We start from the raw sequence: 19,270 nt of genomic DNA, 5'->3' as shown, positions 1-19,270 counted from the left end.
TCAGTTCCTTGGTTTGCTGAAGATGTGCACTGCTTTTTTTACGATCGCTAATTCCTCTTCCACATCGGCAATCTTGTTATCTTTTTCTTGAAGTTGACGTTTCATTTCTTTCAACTGTGCCTCGAGTTCCCGTACTCGATCCAAGCTAGCTGCCGGTTCATTTTTTAGTTCTCGATACTGGCTCATCCATTGATGCAGGGTACTTTTTGGGATGTTGAGCTCTTCCGCCAAGTCGCCCACTGTCTTTGTTTGCTCTTGAATGAACTGCACTGTCTGTTTTTTAAATTCTTCGTTGTACCGTTGTCGATGTTCTCCCATGTGAACACACCTCCGTGGACTCATTATCGCCAGTCTGTTAACTACTGTCCACTTTTTATTCTAGCTTCACCAGTGACGTTATTCCTAAGAATGAGGCTCATATTGAGTGTTTTTAATGCCAATAGCGACTATGGGGTCCTTTAGTATCCAAAATGTGGGATAAAGCTTCATATAAGGTCTGCTGGGTCCTATACCGGGCTCATACGCGAAATTTGCAACCTCAGCAAATGGAAATTGGCGTTCAAATGAAGTAAGGTACCAAAAAGAAGAAGAAGTGTGCCAACAACCATTTTTTGATTATGGTTATGGCACACTTCTTCTACTCCATACACCCCCTTCGGTTCTGTTTACACTTAATTCATTTCAAGTTCAAGTGTTGCCAGTGAAACCATCACCCAAGGTGCAAAGTTATTCGACGAATCACCCTTAGGATTGTGTATCCGAAAAAGAAAAGCTTCCCCCGCCTGATTTTTCCAGACCATATAATCTTCTATCCCCTTATCACTGGTAGCCTGCAGATATAATTCTGCAAAACCTAGAGGATGTTCAATTAGTTCCCCGCTATGGTCGTTTGCTTTACCAATTGCAGAAAGCTCGGTTTGTCCCTGTTGCTTCAAAGCTGTGAGATCGTAACCGGCAGGCAAGTGTTCAATTTCGGCATAATAGGTTGGATCCTCAGTTAATGATAAACGACCAGACTGTGAGTCTAGTGTGAAACCCTGAAAAACATACAGGGAATATCCATCACCTTGCCCAAGTGTACCTTCTTGCCCTGAGACCCCTCCCTCCTGTTCACCAAATGCTTTGGTCTTTGGTCGATCGGATGCTAGAGGATAAGTGGCCTCCGGACTGGCGGACTCCTGCGCCTCCATAGAAGGAGTAGCAGAAGGTTCAGGAGTGCTTGTAGCTTCAACAACTGGCATTGTCGCTGCACTTGACGCTGTAGGTTTTGCCTCGTCTGTTGTTTTATTGTTACTACATGCACCGAGAATTGAGGCAGACAGAAGAATACTAGTAACTGTAGTTAATAATATTTTTTTCATTACGCACCTCCTTATTACTATAATAGTTATTACCCACATGACTAACGTATCCTCTTATTCTTCAAATCTTTTCTTCATTTTTATTGCTACGGATTGAAAAATTTCATTCAATCGACTCACTCTTATTGACAGCTATGGAGTTGTGCTCGAAATTCAAATTGTTCCCGGACGATTCGGGCACCTACTATCTTAATTAATGCCACCAGATTCCATAAAGTGACCCATGAGATCTTAGTTCTTCTCGGTTTTATAAGGTTAATTGGACTGAGCAAGAGCAAGGTGGACGATAAATCAATTAAAGTGAAAAAAATTTACAATCACTTTTACTTTAACACTTTTAGAATATACAAAAATAATAAAATAGCGACTCACAGCCAACCGCGGGGTGGTTCTGTAAATCGCCATCCTTAATGATCTGTAACTCAGATTTGTGTCAACACTCTTTGATAAATCCTTTTAAAGTCAGAGTGATGCGGGAATATAACCAATATCTGTCATGACTATGCAGACTCGTCTGAAGAGTTATTTTTTTGATTTATAACTTCTTACTAATAAACTTATACCTTTAAAAATCAAAACCACTAATATCCCGAAAATTATCAAAGTTAATATTAAGTTTGACCAAACTATATCCAAATTCACTCCTCCGTCTCTGCATTTAATTCTTCTATATCAAATCATATCCCATTATTTATGATAAATGAACAACTTCTTACACGTTAAAATTGTTAATCAACAATATGCCAATTTTGATATTCACCTGTAAAACATCCTCGAATAACCTTAACCTCAGCTATTAGTGGGCATTTCGCGGGCATTTTTCGTAGACATATCATTGATGGTTACAAAACCACTATTTTGCCCAAACAAAAAAACCCTCAACACCAAAGGTGTCAAGGGTTTAAAGGTTCTAGTACAAAGTCATGTATTGGTTTCTTTCCCACTCGTGAACCTGAGTACGATAGATATCCCATTCGATTTCTTTCAGCTCGTAGAAGTGAGCCAGCGCATGTTCGCCGAGAGCTTCGGTAATTACATGGCTGCGGATCATTTCGCTTAGCGCTTCTTTCAAATCGGATGGCAAGCTCGGGATGCCTTCTTCAATACGCTCTTCCTCAGACATCACATAGATGTTACGGTCAATTGGGGCTGGAAGATCAAGCTTACGCTTAATTCCGTCTAGCCCTGCTTTCAACATAACAGCAAGTGCGAGGTATGGGTTAGCTGCCGGGTCCGGATTACGAACTTCAACACGTGTGCTAAGCCCTCTCGAAGCCGGGATACGAATCATCGGGCTACGGTTACTTGCAGACCAAGCTACGTAACAAGGTGCTTCATAACCAGGAACAAGGCGTTTGTAAGAGTTCACTGTTGGGTTAGTAATCGCTGCAAAAGCACGAGCGTGCTTCAAAATACCAGCCATATAATAACGTGCAGTTTTGCTCAGACCTAGCTTGTCACTTTCATCGTAGAACATGTTTTCTTTGCCATTAAACAAGGATTGGTGAGCGTGCATACCCGATCCGTTAATACCAAACAAAGGTTTAGGCATAAAAGTTGCATGCAAGCCGTGTTGACGGGCAACCGTCTTCACAACGAGCTTAAAGGTTTGAATTTGGTCAGCAGAAGTGATCGCGTCAGCATATTTGAAATCAATTTCATGCTGGCCGGAAGCCACTTCATGGTGGGATGCTTCGATTTCAAAGCCCATTTCTTCAAGGGTCAATACGATTTCACGACGGCAGTTTTCTCCTAAGTCCGTAGGAGCTAAGTCGAAATAACCACCTTGGTCGTTCAATTCTGTAGTTGGGTTACCTCTTTCGTCTGTTTTGAACAAGAAGAATTCAGGTTCAGGTCCAACATTCATCGCTGTAAAGCCCATTTCTTCGGCTTCCTTCAGACAACGCTTCAGGATACCACGTGGGTCTCCAGCAAATGGAGTACCATCAGGCATATACACGTCACAAATCAGACGTGCAACACGGCTATCAGTCACCCAAGGGAAGATTACCCAAGTATCAAGATCTGGGAAGAGATACATATCGGATTCTTCAATCCGTACATAACCTTCAATGGAGGAACCATCAAACATCATTTTGTTGTCGAGTGCTTTTTCCAATTGGCTAACCGGAATCTCTACATTCTTGATAGTACCTAACAGATCTGTAAATTGCAGACGAATGAAACGAACATTCTCTTCCTTGGCAATGCGTAAAATATCCTCTTTAGAAAAGCTCACGTGATCCTCTCCCTTTCAAAACTCTGTATATTATTATTTATTAAAAAACCGGGATAACTCACCTTGAATAAGCGATACCTGTCCCGGTCTTTTACCGGAAACTAGTTCTTGCTTCAGCAAACGGTGAAGCTGCGAATCTGATAGCTCTCTACGTCTAACCTCTGTGTCAGGGGTAATCACAGTAGCTTCTTCGGATTCCTTAGAGACTGGGTTCATTACTTGCTTGATGCCAGCAATGTTAACACCCTTTTCAATCAAGGCCTTAATTTCTAATAGGCGCTCAACATCATTAAAAGAGAACAAACGTTGATTCCCAGATGTACGTGCAGGTACGATTAGACTGTGCTGTTCATAATAACGAATTTGTCTTGCAGATAAATCAGTTAACTTCATTACAATTCCAATAGGAAATAATGCCATATTTCTGCGGATTTCATCACCCATGACTCATCCAACCTTCCAATGATCTTTTTCTGATCTCATTGTACATTTCCTAATACAGCGTGTCAATGGTGTGTAAGATTTTCTGACAGTAATTTTCGATCACGCATACTTTGGAGTGCCATCAAAACGCCATATTTGACATGGGAGTAGGTTAATCCCCCTTGCATATAGCCGATATAAGGCGCACGGATAGGCGCATCTGCCGATAACTCTAAGCTACCACCTTGTATAAACGTACCTGCCGCCATGATGACAGGATGTTCATATCCCGGCATATCCCATGGTTCTGGAACTACATGGCTGTCTACCGCCGCAGCACGTTGAATTCCCTGCACGAAGGCAATTAAGTGATCCGGTCCATCAAAGGAAACCGCCTGAATCAAATCTGTACGAGGTTCATTCCACGCTGGTTTCGTCTCAAACCCGCAGCGCTGAAATACAGCTGCCGCAAAAATACTGCCTTTAAGGGCTTGTCCAACTGTATGCGGAGCCATGAACAGTCCTTGGTATAACCCGCGGGTAGTTCCTAACATTGCACCTACTTCGCCGCCGATACCAGGAGCTGTAAGACGGTACGCTGTAAGCTCTACTAGATCTCTGCGCCCACAGATGTATCCACCCGTCTCAGCAATTCCACCACCAGGATTTTTAATTAATGAACCCGCTACTAGATCCACTCCAACCTGTGGAGGCTCAAGCTCTTCAGTAAACTCACCATAGCAATTATCAACGAACACAATAACATCCGGTTTCAATGACTTCACTCTCGCTGTCATGTCACCTATTTCGGCTACTGTGAAGGAAGCACGCCAATCATAACCACGCGATCTTTGAATTCCAATTACTTTAGTCTTCTCATTGATAGAGAGAGTTACCTCTTCCCAATCAATCTTACCCTCTGCGGTAAGGGCAACCTCCCGATATGTAATTCCGAAGTCTGCGAGTGAGCCTGTCCCATCTCCTGCTTGGCCAATCACCTTGTGTAAGGTATCGTATGGACGACCTGTGATGTATAAAAGCTCGTCTCCTGGTCGCAGCACACCAAAGAGGGCTGTTGAAATGGTATGTGTTCCTGAAGCAAAATGCGGGCGCACCAAAGCTGATTCCGCACCAAAAACGTCAGCATAGACAAGATCCAGCACTTCGCGTCCACGGTCGTTGTAAGCATACCCCGTTGAACCCGCAAAATGATAATCACTGACCTGATGACGTTGAAACGCTTCTATAACCTTCCATTGATTCTTATCGACAATTCGATCAAGAGCTTTGACTGCACCTTCGATTTCAACTTCTGCGGACTCTGCCGCTCCTAAAATATCTTCTGCAAAAACTGCCATTAGTTCTTATTCGCTCCTTACATTTACTTGCCATCATAATGACAGAAAGCGACAGTTGCCTGACGCTTTTTGTCATTAGCTATTATTTTATACCTATACTACAAGCATTTCCACTTTAGGGGAACAAAGAAGATTACGGTTGGTCCACAAAATCAGCAAGCATGTAACCCCATTTATCATAATCCTCTTTATTAAGACGGACGTTATAGATAACATCGTTCTCGTCATAGGTGGTTTCCAGAACCTCACCTACTCTGTAAAGCAGGGAAGAAATATCGCCACGGTCTCCAGGAATTCGAAAATTCAGCATATCTCCGGCCAATTCATCAGAGATAATTTCGATAATCCGGGTTAAATCCTCAGGGTTAAACGCACTGATCTTCAAAAACCCTGTGCCGGTTGGCAGCATTTCCAGTTGCTCAGGCTCACATAGATCGATTTTATTAAAAAGCACTATTTGCGGTTTGCTGGCTGCCCCTAAGTCCTGCAAAATAGTTTGCACAATCTCCATCTGCTCCTCACGCATTGGAGATGAGGCATCCACTACATGCAACACCAGATTGGCCTCATTGACTTCCTCCAGCGTTGCGCGGAAAGATGCCACAAGATCATGCGGAAGATTCTGAATGAAGCCTACAGTATCCGTAAGCACTACCTCTTTGCCACCCGTTAGCTGAAGCACACGTGAAGTAGGGTCAAGCGTAGCAAACAATTGATTTTCAATATAAACATCCGCATCCGTAAGCTGCTTAAGCAGCGTCGATTTACCAGCATTTGTGTAGCCGACTAGCGCAACCTGCACTGCCCCTGCCTTACGACGGCGTTCACGGTGCAACTCACGGGTCTTAACTACCTCATCCAACTGGCGTTTCAACTCCGTAATCCGATTGCGAATATGCCGGCGATCGGTCTCAAGCTTACTTTCACCTGGACCTCTGGTTCCTATCCCCCCGCCTAATCTGGATAAGTTTTTGCCTTGACCGGATAACCGCGGCAAAAGATAGGACAGCTGTGCCAGCTCTACTTGAATAATACCCTCTCTCGTTTTGGCCCGCCCAGCAAAAATATCCAAAATGAGCTGCGTCCGATCAATAATCTTCAGATCCAAAGACTCTTCAAGGTTCCGTACCTGCGCTCCAGATAATTCCTGATCAAAAATAGCCGTATTAGCTCCAAGACCATCAGCGGCCATGCGGAGCTCTTCTACCTTACCTTTCCCGATAAACCATTTTGAATCCGGTGTTTCCTTATTCTGACGCAACACATCCAGGACTTCAACACCTGCTGTTTCTGCTAACTGTACTAATTCCTGCAGAGAAAGCTCTGGGTCAATACCGGTACGTTTAATTTTATCTGTGACGAGAGTGACCAATATCGCCCGATCTTGAATATCCGTTTCTGTATCATGCGTAGTTATTGCCATTTATTCATGCTCCTTATGACGGTAATAGAATCTTTGTGTACCATTTAATCAGTTTTTCACTTCTTGCTGATGTTATACAGATGAAACTGTTCATTCACAGCACTTCAAAACATTTTATCATAAGTTTCATTGGTAATATAGGCTGATAATGGAACGGCTCCCCATGCTGTCAGCATTTTCATTATGATAATCTTCAATCTTTTATAAAAGATAAACCGACTAAGCACGTATAAACTTAGCCGGTGTCAATTTATTTAAGAGATTATACTCTCCCCTTTTGAATAATCATCGACCGGAAGAACAAGGTCTCTCGGTAAGATCTCCATCAAAGATTGCTTGGATATTTTGACATGTCTGCTTATTAATCTAACCGCTTGATGGCGAATTGCCTGCTCGAGGATATTGCGTACATACCGCGCATTACTAAAATTTTCTTCAATAATTTTCTCATTAAGGATTAACTCTTTTAGTTTCCCGTTTGTTTCCGGAGTAATTATATAGTCTCTTTCAGCTGCCATTTTATGTGCAATCAATATCAGTTCATCTGTTGTATAGTCCTGAAAATCAAGTTGAATTGGAAAACGTGAGGGAAGCCCGGTATTAGCCTCCATGAACATCTCCATTTCATTTGGATAACCCGCTAAGATAATGATGAGATCATCATTCCTGTCCTCCATAACCTTTACAAGACAGTCGATTGCCTCTTTCCCAAAATCCTTATCTCCGCCTCTAGCCAAGCTATAAGCCTCGTCAATGAATAATACGCCACCCATAGCTTTCTTAACAAGGTCTCTGGTCTTTTGAGCTGTATGCCCTATGTATTCCCCCACTAAATCCGCTCTCTCTACTTCGATTAATTGACCTTTACTTAATATGCCCATATTCTTTAACAGCTTGGCAACGATCCTTGCTACAGTTGTTTTTCCAGTCCCGGGGTTGCCTTTAAACAACATATGATAAACCTGATTAACTACATTTAACCCCAGTTCTTGTCTCATTTTTTCCACTTGGATAAGCGCATGAATTTCATATATAAGATCCTTCACCTTTTCAAGACCGATAAGCTCATGAAGCTCTTGCAGGATTTCTTTTGTAGATTCTAAATGATTATTTTGAGCCAGCGCGCTCTCCAATGTTTCATTCGTAATATTTGTTGGGTCTTGATTTTTGAAAGTTATATTCATTCTGGAATCATTAATGGTTATCTTTCTTAAATTTTCTTCACCCATTGTAATCACCTCGTTAGAGCATTATATGCAATAACTGAATGACATCATGCACTTGTTTTAAAGAATGGGGTTTCGACATTGGATTCCCTGCTATCTCTCGCATCTTCTACGATGGTACACGAGGATAGAATGACCGAAATACATAAAAGCCATAAGCAAACGCTTATTTTTTTATCATTTTACACTCCCATTATTTTTGATATACAAATAACAAATAGCCCCCAGTTAGAGTTTAATCCATTTGGGGGCTGGCTTTTCTAATCAAGTCTCTTCCGGAATAGGAGGCGTTATTAGAAGATTCTGATATTCGGGAACAATTACAGGAACAACTGCTGGATTTTCCATTTCGTATAGGCTAGAATTTCACGCGACTTATGCCTTGTCATCGACAGAACAGTGGATTCTGTAAGTCCCAGTTCAGGATTCACATAACCGAGCTCGTCCGCGATTTCGTGTGAACGCCATCCATGATATGTATGCGTAATAATAATTGCTGAAGACAATCCCTCACTTGTCATAATGGCTTTGCTATACAGAAGATTCTCGTAAGTGCTGGTAGCTTTATTTTCAACAGAAATGGCGCTATCCGGAACTCCATGAGCTACTAAATAATTGCGCATGCCTTGACCTTCGGTATATTTAAGATCAGGTTTATCCAAACCTCCAGAAACTATGAAATGCGAGAACATCCCCTCTTGATAAAGCTTAAGCCCGTAATCCAATCGTTCCTTCAATCCCGGGCTAGGTTCATCTCCCCACATCGACATGCCAAGAATGATCCCTGTATCGGCTTTGAGCATAGGATCTGTCGTTGCGGCTTTATTGATATTCCTCAATGCGTACGCACACCACAACAATCCAACTACAACAATAAGCATTAAAGCAATAAGCAACGTTCGTTTAGACCAAATTCGGCGTTTTTTGGGAACAATCCGAATCGGGGAAGAGTCTCTTCCATAAACGTACCATTCCATCTTTATTTCCTCCTGAATTCTCCATGATGAAATAATTCGGCACGATGTTTCAAAGAGAGAGAGAAATAAGGGAAAGCATGAGCATCGATGCCACGTAAAATAGTATGGGCAGTCTCCCAGGCTAGCTTATAATCGCTTTCTGAGATATCTTGCCTCTCCAGTGCTTCCTCCAGTTCATCCTCATCGAGCAAAAACACCTCGCCGTTCCAAAGTACTACCACGTCCAGATACAAATCGTCAAACCAAGGCACACCTTGGTCAGTGACGCCTTGCACCTTACAGGTGTCTATGTACCATTGAACAATATTTTGTTTTTCGTCGAACATAGCCGTCACAATATAGTGACTGTCTTTCGGAAAATATTGCAGCCAGGAATAACCTTTATCTGCAATACGATATGTATGTCGTCCATAGCTCTTCCACAGTGGTTCTTTCAGCCCGTAGATGGTATAAAGCGTAATATATCCGCTGAATTCCCGGCTCTCCACATAGCGGCAGGCAAAATGGCGACGCGTAATCCGGCGCCAGTTGGCCCGGTCTCCGAATTTACGTTTCATAGAAATTACCCTCTCCAGTATGGTCTATTCAGCTTAACACATTTAGAGGATACACTCAAAACATCCCGCAAAATACAAGAAATTTTTCTTCTAAACCTAACAAAAACGGCAACCTAGCTTCGCTTTTTAAATAAAGCGAAGCTGGGCTGCCATGGATAAAGCTTATTATTTGAAATTCAAACTCGTTTATTGAGCGGAAGAATCTCCGTTCACAAACCCCGCCTCTGGATCAGGGTTTGTGGACACATTCCCGCTCTCATCGCCGGAACCTTCTCCACCGATAGTGGGTTCTGGAGTTGGAGTCGGCATTGGTGTTGGCGGTGGCGGGGTGATTTCAGGGATCGTCCCTGTACCTCCGTCATTTCCGCCACCCTCGTTGCCGCCTCCGTTATTGCCACCATTTCCATTCTCTCCGTTGTTGCCACCTTCCTCTGGGGTCGGGGTTGGAAGATTAGGATCTATGGTTGGTTCAGGGGTCGGCATTTCATCCTGCACGGATACACTAACCACATTGGATGGTTCGCTCTCCACTTTCAGCGCAGGGTCATAAGAGGTTACATAATACTCGTAAACCAAACCAGGCAGTGCACTAAAATCCCCTGCGCTGGTAGTCACTGTATTTAACAGTGAGCCAAACTCAGCTTCCGATGTCTCTCTACGATAAATACGATACTCAACTCCGGAAATAGGAACTGCCTCCCAATTGAGATTTACAGTCATCGTAGAAGGATCATATGCTGCTGATAGTCCAGTAACGGTCTGAGCTGTTTCTGGTGTTTCTGTAGGCTCAGGGGCAATCTCGTTATCGATCTGCGGGAAGGATTTCTTAGGAACATCCTTCAGCGCTTCCTCCATGACCTTACCCCAGAAAGCAGCGGCAAGCGGACTGCTGTTCTTAAGCAGATGCTTTTTACTTGGCTTGTCATAACCCATCCAGACTGCTGCTGTCCATTCCGGCGTGTAGCCTACAAACCACACATCACGGTTCGAGCTGATTCCAGAATATCCACTTTGCGTCGTACCGGTCTTACCGGCCACAGGACGGTCAATCCTAGCTTTTCTACCCGTACCGCTCTCCACGACCTTCTGCATCATCTCAGTCATTTGATAAGCCGTTTCCTTACTCATCACACGCTCAGGCGTTGTATTCGCTTTGTAGACCGTCTCACCACTGCTGTCAGAGATGGATTTAATGGAATAAGCCTCTCTTAGTTCGCCGCCATTTGCAAAAGCGCTGTAGGCTTGCGCCATTTCCAGCGTATTGGTTCCTTTGCTCATGCCTCCAAGAGCCAGCGAGAGGTTCTTATCCTCGTCTTCCAATCCAATGCCTAGTTTCTTGGCAAATTTAAATCCGGTATTCACACCAATTTCATTGAGCAGCCAAACAGCAGGAATATTCTCTGATTTCTGAATGGCATCACTCATGTTGATGCTCTTAGAATATCCGTGCAGGTTGGTTGGACAATAGTTCGCGAAACATTGCTTCTCATTGCTTAGCGTTGAATTCATGGTGAATTTCCCAGATTCCAGCGCTGGAGCATAAGAGACAATTGGTTTGAAAGCAGAACCTGGAGAACGACGGCTGCCAGTTACACGACTGTAGCCTTTTTTCTCATAATTCCGTCCGCCAAGGAGTGCGACAATGCTGCCATTCTCCTGATTCACAATCGTCATTGAGCCTTGTACCAACTCTTCATCTACACTCTTTTCAAAATTATCACTATCTGCAAAAGCATCTTCAACCGTTTCTTGAGCATGCTTATCCATGGTAGTGTAAATTTTGTATCCGCCGATATTCAGATCATCTTCTGACAATCCAAATTTTTCTTCCGCCTCATCTACTGCAAAATCAATAAATGCTTGATAACGCTGTTTCTTTTCTGGCGGCTTATAGTTATAATCTACGGCTTTTGCTTCGTCTCTTTCCTGCTCCGTTATGTACCCTTGCTCATACATAAGCTGAAGCACTACTGCACGCCGTTCCTTCGAAAGATCTGGGTTACGCAGCGGGTTGTAACGAGACGGGCCTTTTGGCATCGCCGCCAATGTCGCGATTTCCCAGACCTTAAGCTGACTCAAATCACTTTTACCAAAATATCTTACTGATGCTGCTTTAATTCCGTAAATTGTACCCCCGAAGTTAATCCGGTTCAGATACATCGTAATGATCTCTTCTTTAGATTTCTGATTCTCAAGGGCTACGGCAATAGACACTTCAGTTGCTTTACGGAAAAACGTCTTGTCCCGTGTCAGGAAGATGTTTTTGGCGAGCTGTTGAGTAATGGTACTACCGCCCTCTACCATACTTCGTGCGGCGATATCCTTTACTGCTGCCCGGCCAATCGACCATAAATCCACACCAGAATGTTCGAAGAAACGTTTATCCTCTGTGGCTACAAAAGCATTAACCAATAACGGTGGAATTTCTTCATACTCTACTGGATCACTTTTCTCCAGTGATAATTCGCCGATTAAATTAGCATTGCGGTCATATACCTTAGTAGTTTCATTCACTGTTAGCTTATCTTGGTTCTCAAGCAGAAGCTTTTGACCATTTAGCATAATGAACAGATATCCACCTAATGCACAAAAAATGGCTAATGCCGTAGCGAAGAACAAGCTCCACAGCACACGCTTCTTCGTCAAAAATTTCTTTTTCTTTTTTGGTTTTGATTTTGGTTTTGATTTGGAACTGGACGATCCTCTATCTCTATTGTGATTCGTCCTGGATGTATCGTCTCTAGACATAATGCCTCCTGACTCCCTTTCGGAAATAAACATAAATGGTCTGCCATGAATGAAAAGAACAACCTTCACAGGTTGCTCTCTCACACTCTATTCAAACGATTTATAAACAAGAAAGGTTTCAATTCATTTTTGATAAATATTATTCTTCACTACTGCTGTCTTGCATCAGTGATACACTACGCTGTGGTGTGAACGTGGAAATTGCGTGTTTATACACCATTTGCTGGCGTCCATCACTGTCAATGACGATTGTAAAATTGTCGAATGCTTTAATTATTCCCCGGATTTGAAAACCGTTGGTCAGATATACCGTAGCAGGGATATTTTCTTTGCGTAGTTGGTTCAAGAATGTATCTTGGATGTTAATGGACTTGTTCATATGACGTACCCCCAATGGTTCAATTAGATTGTTCAGAAGTATATTCAAGACCTGAGAGAAACTTTCCTGCTATTATACCACGTATTTTTGAGAAATTCTCAGAAAAGTTTTGTTCACCTTCGACATCGATCCACTCGATTTCCTTCATGTGGCGAAACCATGACAACTGTCTTTTGGCGAATCGGCGAGTATCGCGTTTAAGCAGTATCACAGCTTCTTCCAGCGTCAGTTCTCCCGCCAGGTAAGCGGCAATTTCCTTGTAACCCAATCCCTGCATGGACACAAGGCTTCTGCTGTAACCGTTATCCAGCAGTCCCTTCACCTCAGCAACGAGACCATCCGCCAGCATGCTATCAATTCGGTCCTCAATACGTTTATATAGTATTTTCCGGTCCATTGTCAAACCTATGAGACATAAGTCATAGGGTGATTCCTTCTTTTGAGCAGCATGAGAAGCGGAAAGTGTAGTGTTTGTCTGGTGTTGAATTTCCAGTGCACGGATAATTCTGCGACGGTCGTTAGGATGAAGTTTGGCTGCGCTGACTGGATCAACCGCCTCGAGTCTGGCATGCAGTGCAAGCGCTCCATATTCTTCCGCAAATTGATCCTGCTCTTTACGGAAAGCTTCATCAGCCACTGCTTCCGAGAACTGAAAGCCGTAACATAAAGACTCAATATACAGTCCAGTCCCCCCTACGATAAAGGGAAGCTTCCCTCTAGCGCTTATCTCCTCGATAAGTCTAGTGCCCTGCTCTTGAAATTCAGCGGCAGAATACGCATCCTGCGGATCATGAATATCGATCAGGTGATGGGGAATTCCCTTCATTTCAGCGGGTGTAATCTTAGCTGTACCAATATCCATACCACAATAAACCTGCATCGAATCGCCGGAAATAATCTCAGCGTTATAAGCTGCTGCCAGCTCCAGACTTAACCGGGTTTTGCCTACGGCAGTTGGTCCTAACAGCACTAGAACCTTATGCCTTTCTTTAGTTGTCAATGTGTATCACCCCGTACGATGTTTTGGAGTTGCTTCGGAGCAGCTCAGTAAACCCTAGGCGTTCAAATTCGCCACTCAAAGCCTTTTCTTTTAAAAGAACAGTCTTACGGGCGACCCTAACCGCCTCTGCTACACTCTCTGTCGATAAGGCTGCACGGTTAGCGAATTGCCGCAGCGGGGAAATCGAGGCAGAACCCGTCAGAGGCACGCGAAACATAGGATCGAAGTAGACAATATCCACACTTCGATCTGGTTGAGACCGTAAATAATCCAAATGTTCACTATGCACGACATTAACTCTGCGTAAAGCCTCATTGACCTTTACTTGCCCAGAGGTGTAATGAGACATCCCTTCACTGAGCAGTGCGTACAGCGGTAATGAGCTCTCCAAAGCGGTAACCTCCGAGGACTCACCACCATGCACAGCAAACAGTAAGGAGTCGGCTCCTAATCCGGCTGTACAATCCAATACGCTATCTCCGGGAAGCATTCGAGCAGCAACAAGCATCGGCTCGATCTCACCCTTTAGGATTCGTTTAGCGCGAACGAAGCCCATGCTTGGATGAAACTCCATAGGCTCCATTCCTAAGCGGTGTAGTCGAACAGCGTCCTGAGATAGAATCAGAATATCCTCATCTCCGTAATGTTCAACCATCCTTGTAATTGAGAGTTTCTCACGTGAAGCATAACTACAACCCGTTCTCTCCGCAAGGCTTTGCGCGCGTTCTACTATTTCCATTATCGGGCTATACCCCGTAGTTATAATCATGGTGCCTCCAGTCTTGCTCTCAACAAATTTCAAAAAATGTATAATTACATAACCCGCTTGAACAATTTCTCTAAATCATAGGATGAAAAAGAGATCACAATCGGCCGTCCATGTGGGCAAGTATACGGTTGCTTGCACTCTGCAAGTCGGGATAACAGAGCTTCCACTTCCTGTTCTGTTAGTTTATGGTTGGCCTTAATCGAGGCTTTACATGAACACAGAATCGATGACTTTTCTCGTAGCTTCGCAAGATCAATCATACGCTCACTTAAGACCCACTCCGCCATTTCTTCAACGACCGCCTTCTCATCCCCTTCAGGAAACCAATAGGGCAAGGAACGAACGAGAAAGGTCTGTCCGCCAAAGTGCTCAAGGTATACCCCGGCCTGCTGAAACCAATGTAGACGTTCACTAAGCTGGCGACTTTCAGAAGGCGTGAACTCCAGCGTAATCGGCAGTAGCAGCTCCTGTGAGGCATCCTCCGGCCGACCAAATTTCTCATAGAAGTATTCGTAATTAATTCGTTCATGTGCCGCATGCTGATCGATTAAATAAAGCCCTCCATCATTCTGAGCAATAATATACGTCCCATGATGCTGACCTATATAATTAAGCTCAGGAAAGGCCGGAAGTCCAGGCTCTTCTTGTTGTGGTGGAGCCCATAGCTTCTCAACCGAAAGGAGCTGCTTCTGCGACATTGAGGTTTCTTGCGGGCGATAGCTATTGGAATAACTAGTATTCGCACTAGTTTGGCGCCCCTGCGAAGATGAAGACGGATAGCCTGACCCGTAAGCTGGAGCCACCTCGCGAGCCACCTGATGATCCGCCTGACCTTCCTTGCTAAAATCACGGGAATTACGGTCAAGGCTCGATGACTGTAGTCCACTTAAGAAGTTGGCAGATCCCGTGGGAGCTGTATCCTTCACATCACCAGTCGAAGATGACGGTGGAACGGCCCCTTTGGAAAAAGCAAATTGCTCCTGGATAAAGGAGCTGCTGCCCTTGGGTCCGATTGTTTCCTTGCTTGGACGTGGAATCAGACTTTGCCCCAGCAGTATTTTGCGGATCTCCTGCTCAACAAAGGTGTAAAGCTCATTCTCTTTACTAAATCGAACCTCCAGTTTTGCTGGATGTACATTGACATCTACCAAAGAGGGGTGCATATCCAGTTCAAGAACTAATAGCGGATAACGGTTAATCGGAAGCAAGGTATGATAAGCGCGCATGATTGCTGCGTTCAGACCATTACTGCGAATATAACGGCCACCGACAATAGTAGTGATTGCATTTCGATTGGAACGAGTCCATTCTGGACGACTAATATATCCGGAAATCCGGTAATCCAAGTCTTCTGCCGTAATCGGCAGCATTGCTTTGGCGGCATTGGTTCCGTAAACAGCTGCGATGACCTGCAGCAGATCACCATTTCCGAGCGTATGCAGCAGCTGATTGCCATTATGATGCAAGGTAAAAGAGATCCCCGGATGAGCGAGCGCCATGCGGTACATGGCATCTGAGATATGGCCCAGCTCCGTCTGAATACTCTTCATATATTTCAGCCTTGCCGGCGTATTAAAAAATAATTCACGAACGGCAAGATCACTTCCCCGGCCGGAAGGAGCGTCCTCATTTCGTATGAGATTGCCACCCTCAATGTCTACTAGGCGCCCTTTGCCGTCATCGGCAGTTGCAGTTAGAAGCGATACCTTGGATACCGCGGCAATACTGGGAAGTGCCTCTCCGCGGAAGCCTAAGCTTGTGATTTGAAATAGATCACGGCCATTCAGAATTTTACTTGTAGCATGCCGGTAAAAGGCGGTCTCACAATCTTCAGGATCAATCCCAGAGCCATTATCTTTAACGCGGATGCTCTGCAAGCCCCCCTCTTCTACCGATACCTCAATTCTTGTACTGCCAGCGTCAATCGCATTCTCGACAAGCTCCTTTACAACAGAAGCTGGCCGCTCTACTACTTCACCCGCAGCAATCTGGTTGGCAATATGCTCGTCCAATATATGAATTTTGGCCATTTCATTCACCTCTTATTTAGGCAATCAATTATTATAAAATCTTTATTGCAGATCCTTAACCTTCATCTTCAGCTCGTTCAACAGACTCATCGCCTGCAGCGGCGTCATATTCATAAGATCAGCGTCACGCACAGAAGAAATGAACTCTTTTAGCGCGGGATTCTCATGGATTTCAGTTACCGCTACTTGATGTGCACTACCTTTGCGGTTCTTGCGTGGTTCTTCCTCACCAAAGATAGACAACTGAACAACCTCATTTTCTACAGGTGCCTCAGTGATGACACTTACGGCTTGCGCCACGGAAGATGTGCTAGCAACTTCTCTTACAGCCGCCTGTCTTTCGAGGCTTCCCCCGTAATGAAGTTCAGTACCACCAGGATGGGCTGCCTGCTCAATGCTCTGTAAGAGACCATAAGCTCGGTCAATAATCCCTTCAGGAAGACCCGCAAGACGTGCACAATAGATCCCATAGCTGCTGTCAGCCGCTCCAGGAACTAGCTTGCGCAGGAAGTTTACTTTATCGCCGCTCTCTTGAACAGCCATAGAGTAATTCCGAAGTCCTTTAAGACTCCCTTCCAAATGAGCCAATTCATGAAAATGCGTCGAAACTAGAGCTTTGCAAGAAATAACATCATGTACATATTCAATAACCGCCTGAGCGATGGCCATACCTTCACTGGTCGAGGTACCTCTTCCCAGCTCATCAATAATAATCAAGCTGCGAGCTGTTGCTTTCTCTGTCATAACCTGGATGTCAGCCATTTCCACCATAAATGTACTTTGACCACCGATCAAATCATCAGCTGCTCCAATACGAGTAAAGATCCGGTCTATAAGCGGAACTTCAGCACTGTTTGCTGGAACAAAACATCCAATCTGAGCCATGATGCAGATCAGCGCCACCTGACGCATGTAGGTGCTTTTGCCCGCCATATTAGGACCTGTAATTAGAAGAATGTTACCTGCTTCCTTACTCAGCGTGCTTCCATTTGCAATAAACGCGGAATCTTTAAGCACCGCCTCCACAACGGGATGACGGCCCCCTTCAAGCCGAAGATCATAACCATCCGAAAGGACTGGCTTCACAAAACGATGTTCGGCACTAACTGCCGCCAAGCATTGATACACATCAATCTCGGCAACCTTTTCTGCAAGATTTTGCAGGCGGGGGATTTGCCCGCTGATGCGATCACGCAGCTCGGTAAAGAGGCTGTATTCCAAATCCGTCATTTTATCCTGAGCTTCAAGAATAAGTGCTTCCTTCTCTTTAAGCTCAGGTGTGACAAAACGCTCTGCGTTAGCAAGCGTCTGTTTGCGTTCATAACGTCCTTCCGGCAATGCAGCCAGATTGGATTTGGTGATCTCTATGAAATAACCGAAGATTTTGTTATAGCCGATCTTCAGTGACTTAATGCCAGTGGCCTGTCTTTCCTTAGCCTCCAGTTCAGCGATCCAACGTTTACCGTTACTGCTAGCTTCCCTAAGCTCGTCCAAACGTTCATGATAACCGGAACGGATAATTCCACCGTCGCGCACAGACACCGGGGCATCCTCGACGATTGCACGGTCAATGTCCTCTCGCAGCTCGGCGCATTCATCCATGCTTGCACCGATCTCTCGTAAAGTAGCTGAACCGGAGGTCATACATAATTCCTTCAATGCAGGAATTTGCGCCAGCGATAATTTCAGGGCATTCATATCACGGCCATTGGCGCTGCCAAAAGCAATACGACCCACCAACCGCTCCAAATCATAAATTTCTTTAAGCGCTAAACGCAGGTCCTCGCGAACGATAAACTGATTGTACAAATAATCGACAGCCTCTAGGCGCCGTTCGATCGGAGCTCGCTGCAATAGCGGCTTATCAATTCTACGGCGCAACAGACGGGCGCCCATCGACGTTTCCGTTCGATCCAGCAGCCAGAGCAAGGATCCTTTTTTGGAGCGTTCGCGAACCGTTTCGGTTAGTTCAAGGTTCCGGCGTGTAAATGGATCTAGAATCATATAATTGCCTGGTTCATAAGGAGAAATCTGACTAAGCTGCCCTAACGAACGCCGCTGGGTCTCATTCAGATAAGAGATCAGAAGCGCCAGACATTGTCCACGTTCCTTCTCTAGACGTACCCATGCCGCTTCACCGAACTGACGACGTGCCAGCTCCTCCTCGCGTTTCTCCCAAGGGGTGTAAACTACAGGTTTGGCTAACAGCGGCGTTTCGCTTCGCAGAATCTCCAACAGTGCAGCGTCTCCGATGATCTCAGCCGGTTCATAGATGCCAATCTCATCACGCAGCCATTCGGCTCCAGATAATACCGAAGTAACATATAGCTCACCAGTTGTTAAATCGCAGGCAGCTAATGCCATCATTCCGTCACTTTCGGTAACGCAAACGAGGTAGTTGTTGCTCTTGTCAGCAATGATTTTTCCATCCATCACGGTTCCTGGTGTCACGACGCGTACAATATCCCGCTTCACCATGCCTTTCGTGACTGAAGCATCCTCTAACTGCTCACAAATGGCGACTTTATATCCTTTTTCTATCAGGCGTTGAATATATCCCTCGGCGGCGTGGTAAGGCACTCCACACATAGGGATTTTCTCCTCGCCCCCGCCTTCGCGGCCTGTCAACGTAATCTCAAGCTCCTTGGAAGCCAAAATGGCATCTTCAAAGAACATTTCATAGAAATCGCCCAGTCTAAAAAATAGGAAGGCATCCTTAGCCCCTTCCTTTACCTTTAAATATTGCTCTATCATCGGCGTATATTGTGCCATGGTCAACC

Annotated in this window: 15 protein-coding genes; all 15 read right to left on the bottom strand. The window is 44.7% G+C overall.

Annotation, left to right across the window (positions count from 1 at the left end; all coding sequences use genetic code 11):
* The 15 genes from MHH49_RS24000 to mutS all read right to left on the bottom strand — a co-directional run bounded on the left by MHH49_RS24000 (window position 1) and on the right by mutS (window position 19,262).
* On the bottom strand, window positions 1–318 hold the full coding sequence (locus MHH49_RS24000; protein WP_038573118.1) for a transposase: 318 nt from the start codon (window positions 316–318) through the stop codon (window positions 1–3).
* A gap of 353 nt (window positions 319–671) precedes the next feature.
* The gene (locus MHH49_RS23995) at window positions 672–1,361 is read right to left on the bottom strand and encodes a hypothetical protein (RefSeq protein ID WP_341138548.1); all 690 of its coding nucleotides are present in this window, start codon (window positions 1,359–1,361) and stop codon (window positions 672–674) included.
* Between the two features lie 910 nt (window positions 1,362–2,271).
* A complete protein-coding gene (gene glnA, locus MHH49_RS23990; RefSeq protein ID WP_036687730.1) occupies window positions 2,272–3,600 on the bottom strand; it encodes a type I glutamate--ammonia ligase in 1,329 nt (442 codons plus the stop codon).
* Between the two features lie 33 nt (window positions 3,601–3,633).
* Window positions 3,634–4,044, bottom strand: a complete 411-nt coding sequence (locus tag MHH49_RS23985; RefSeq protein ID WP_019910684.1) for a MerR family transcriptional regulator — start codon at window positions 4,042–4,044, stop codon at window positions 3,634–3,636.
* Between the two features lie 62 nt (window positions 4,045–4,106).
* Window positions 4,107–5,381 carry a methionine gamma-lyase family protein gene (locus MHH49_RS23980; RefSeq protein WP_036687732.1) on the bottom strand — a complete coding sequence of 425 codons (1,275 nt, stop codon included), beginning with the start codon at window positions 5,379–5,381 and terminating at the stop codon, window positions 4,107–4,109.
* A 133-nt stretch (window positions 5,382–5,514) separates the two neighbouring features.
* Entirely contained in the window at window positions 5,515–6,804 is a 1,290-nt protein-coding gene (gene hflX / locus MHH49_RS23975; RefSeq protein ID WP_326047267.1) for a GTPase HflX, read from the bottom strand.
* A 254-nt stretch (window positions 6,805–7,058) separates the two neighbouring features.
* A complete protein-coding gene (locus MHH49_RS23970; RefSeq protein ID WP_076098759.1) occupies window positions 7,059–8,033 on the bottom strand; it encodes an AAA family ATPase in 975 nt (324 codons plus the stop codon).
* Window positions 8,034–8,350: 317 nt separating this feature from the next.
* Window positions 8,351–9,007 carry a YdcF family protein gene (locus MHH49_RS23965; RefSeq protein ID WP_036687738.1) on the bottom strand — a complete coding sequence of 219 codons (657 nt, stop codon included), beginning with the start codon at window positions 9,005–9,007 and terminating at the stop codon, window positions 8,351–8,353.
* 2 nt (window positions 9,008–9,009) lie between these two features.
* Window positions 9,010–9,564, bottom strand: a complete 555-nt coding sequence (locus MHH49_RS23960; protein ID WP_036687739.1) for a DUF402 domain-containing protein — start codon at window positions 9,562–9,564, stop codon at window positions 9,010–9,012.
* A gap of 186 nt (window positions 9,565–9,750) precedes the next feature.
* Window positions 9,751–12,312 carry a transglycosylase domain-containing protein gene (locus MHH49_RS23955; RefSeq protein WP_076273290.1) on the bottom strand — a complete coding sequence of 854 codons (2,562 nt, stop codon included), beginning with the start codon at window positions 12,310–12,312 and terminating at the stop codon, window positions 9,751–9,753.
* A gap of 139 nt (window positions 12,313–12,451) precedes the next feature.
* Entirely contained in the window at window positions 12,452–12,691 is a 240-nt protein-coding gene (hfq, locus tag MHH49_RS23950) for an RNA chaperone Hfq (protein ID WP_036687741.1), read from the bottom strand.
* 19 nt (window positions 12,692–12,710) lie between these two features.
* Window positions 12,711–13,691, bottom strand: coding sequence for a tRNA (adenosine(37)-N6)-dimethylallyltransferase MiaA (gene miaA, locus MHH49_RS23945; RefSeq protein WP_063829841.1), 981 nt, complete (start codon window positions 13,689–13,691; stop codon window positions 12,711–12,713).
* Window positions 13,681–14,460, bottom strand: coding sequence for a class I SAM-dependent methyltransferase (locus MHH49_RS23940; protein WP_036687743.1), 780 nt, complete (start codon window positions 14,458–14,460; stop codon window positions 13,681–13,683). The genes miaA and MHH49_RS23940 overlap by 11 nt, the downstream gene beginning before the upstream one ends.
* A 44-nt stretch (window positions 14,461–14,504) precedes the next feature.
* Window positions 14,505–16,490 (bottom strand): DNA mismatch repair endonuclease MutL, encoded by a 1,986-nt coding sequence (gene mutL / locus MHH49_RS23935; RefSeq protein ID WP_076213474.1) that lies wholly within the window; start codon window positions 16,488–16,490, stop codon window positions 14,505–14,507.
* A gap of 42 nt (window positions 16,491–16,532) precedes the next feature.
* Window positions 16,533–19,262, bottom strand: a complete 2,730-nt coding sequence (gene mutS, locus MHH49_RS23930; protein WP_076213472.1) for a DNA mismatch repair protein MutS — start codon at window positions 19,260–19,262, stop codon at window positions 16,533–16,535.
* Window positions 19,263–19,270: the final 8 nt, after the last annotated feature.

The sequence above is a fragment of the Paenibacillus sp. FSL F4-0122 genome (assembly GCF_038002845.1).
Lineage (GTDB): Bacteria > Bacillota > Bacilli > Paenibacillales > Paenibacillaceae > Paenibacillus_AQ > Paenibacillus_AQ odorifer.
Note: the sequence above shows the minus strand (reverse complement) of the source record. Positions and strands in the feature narration are given on the sequence as shown.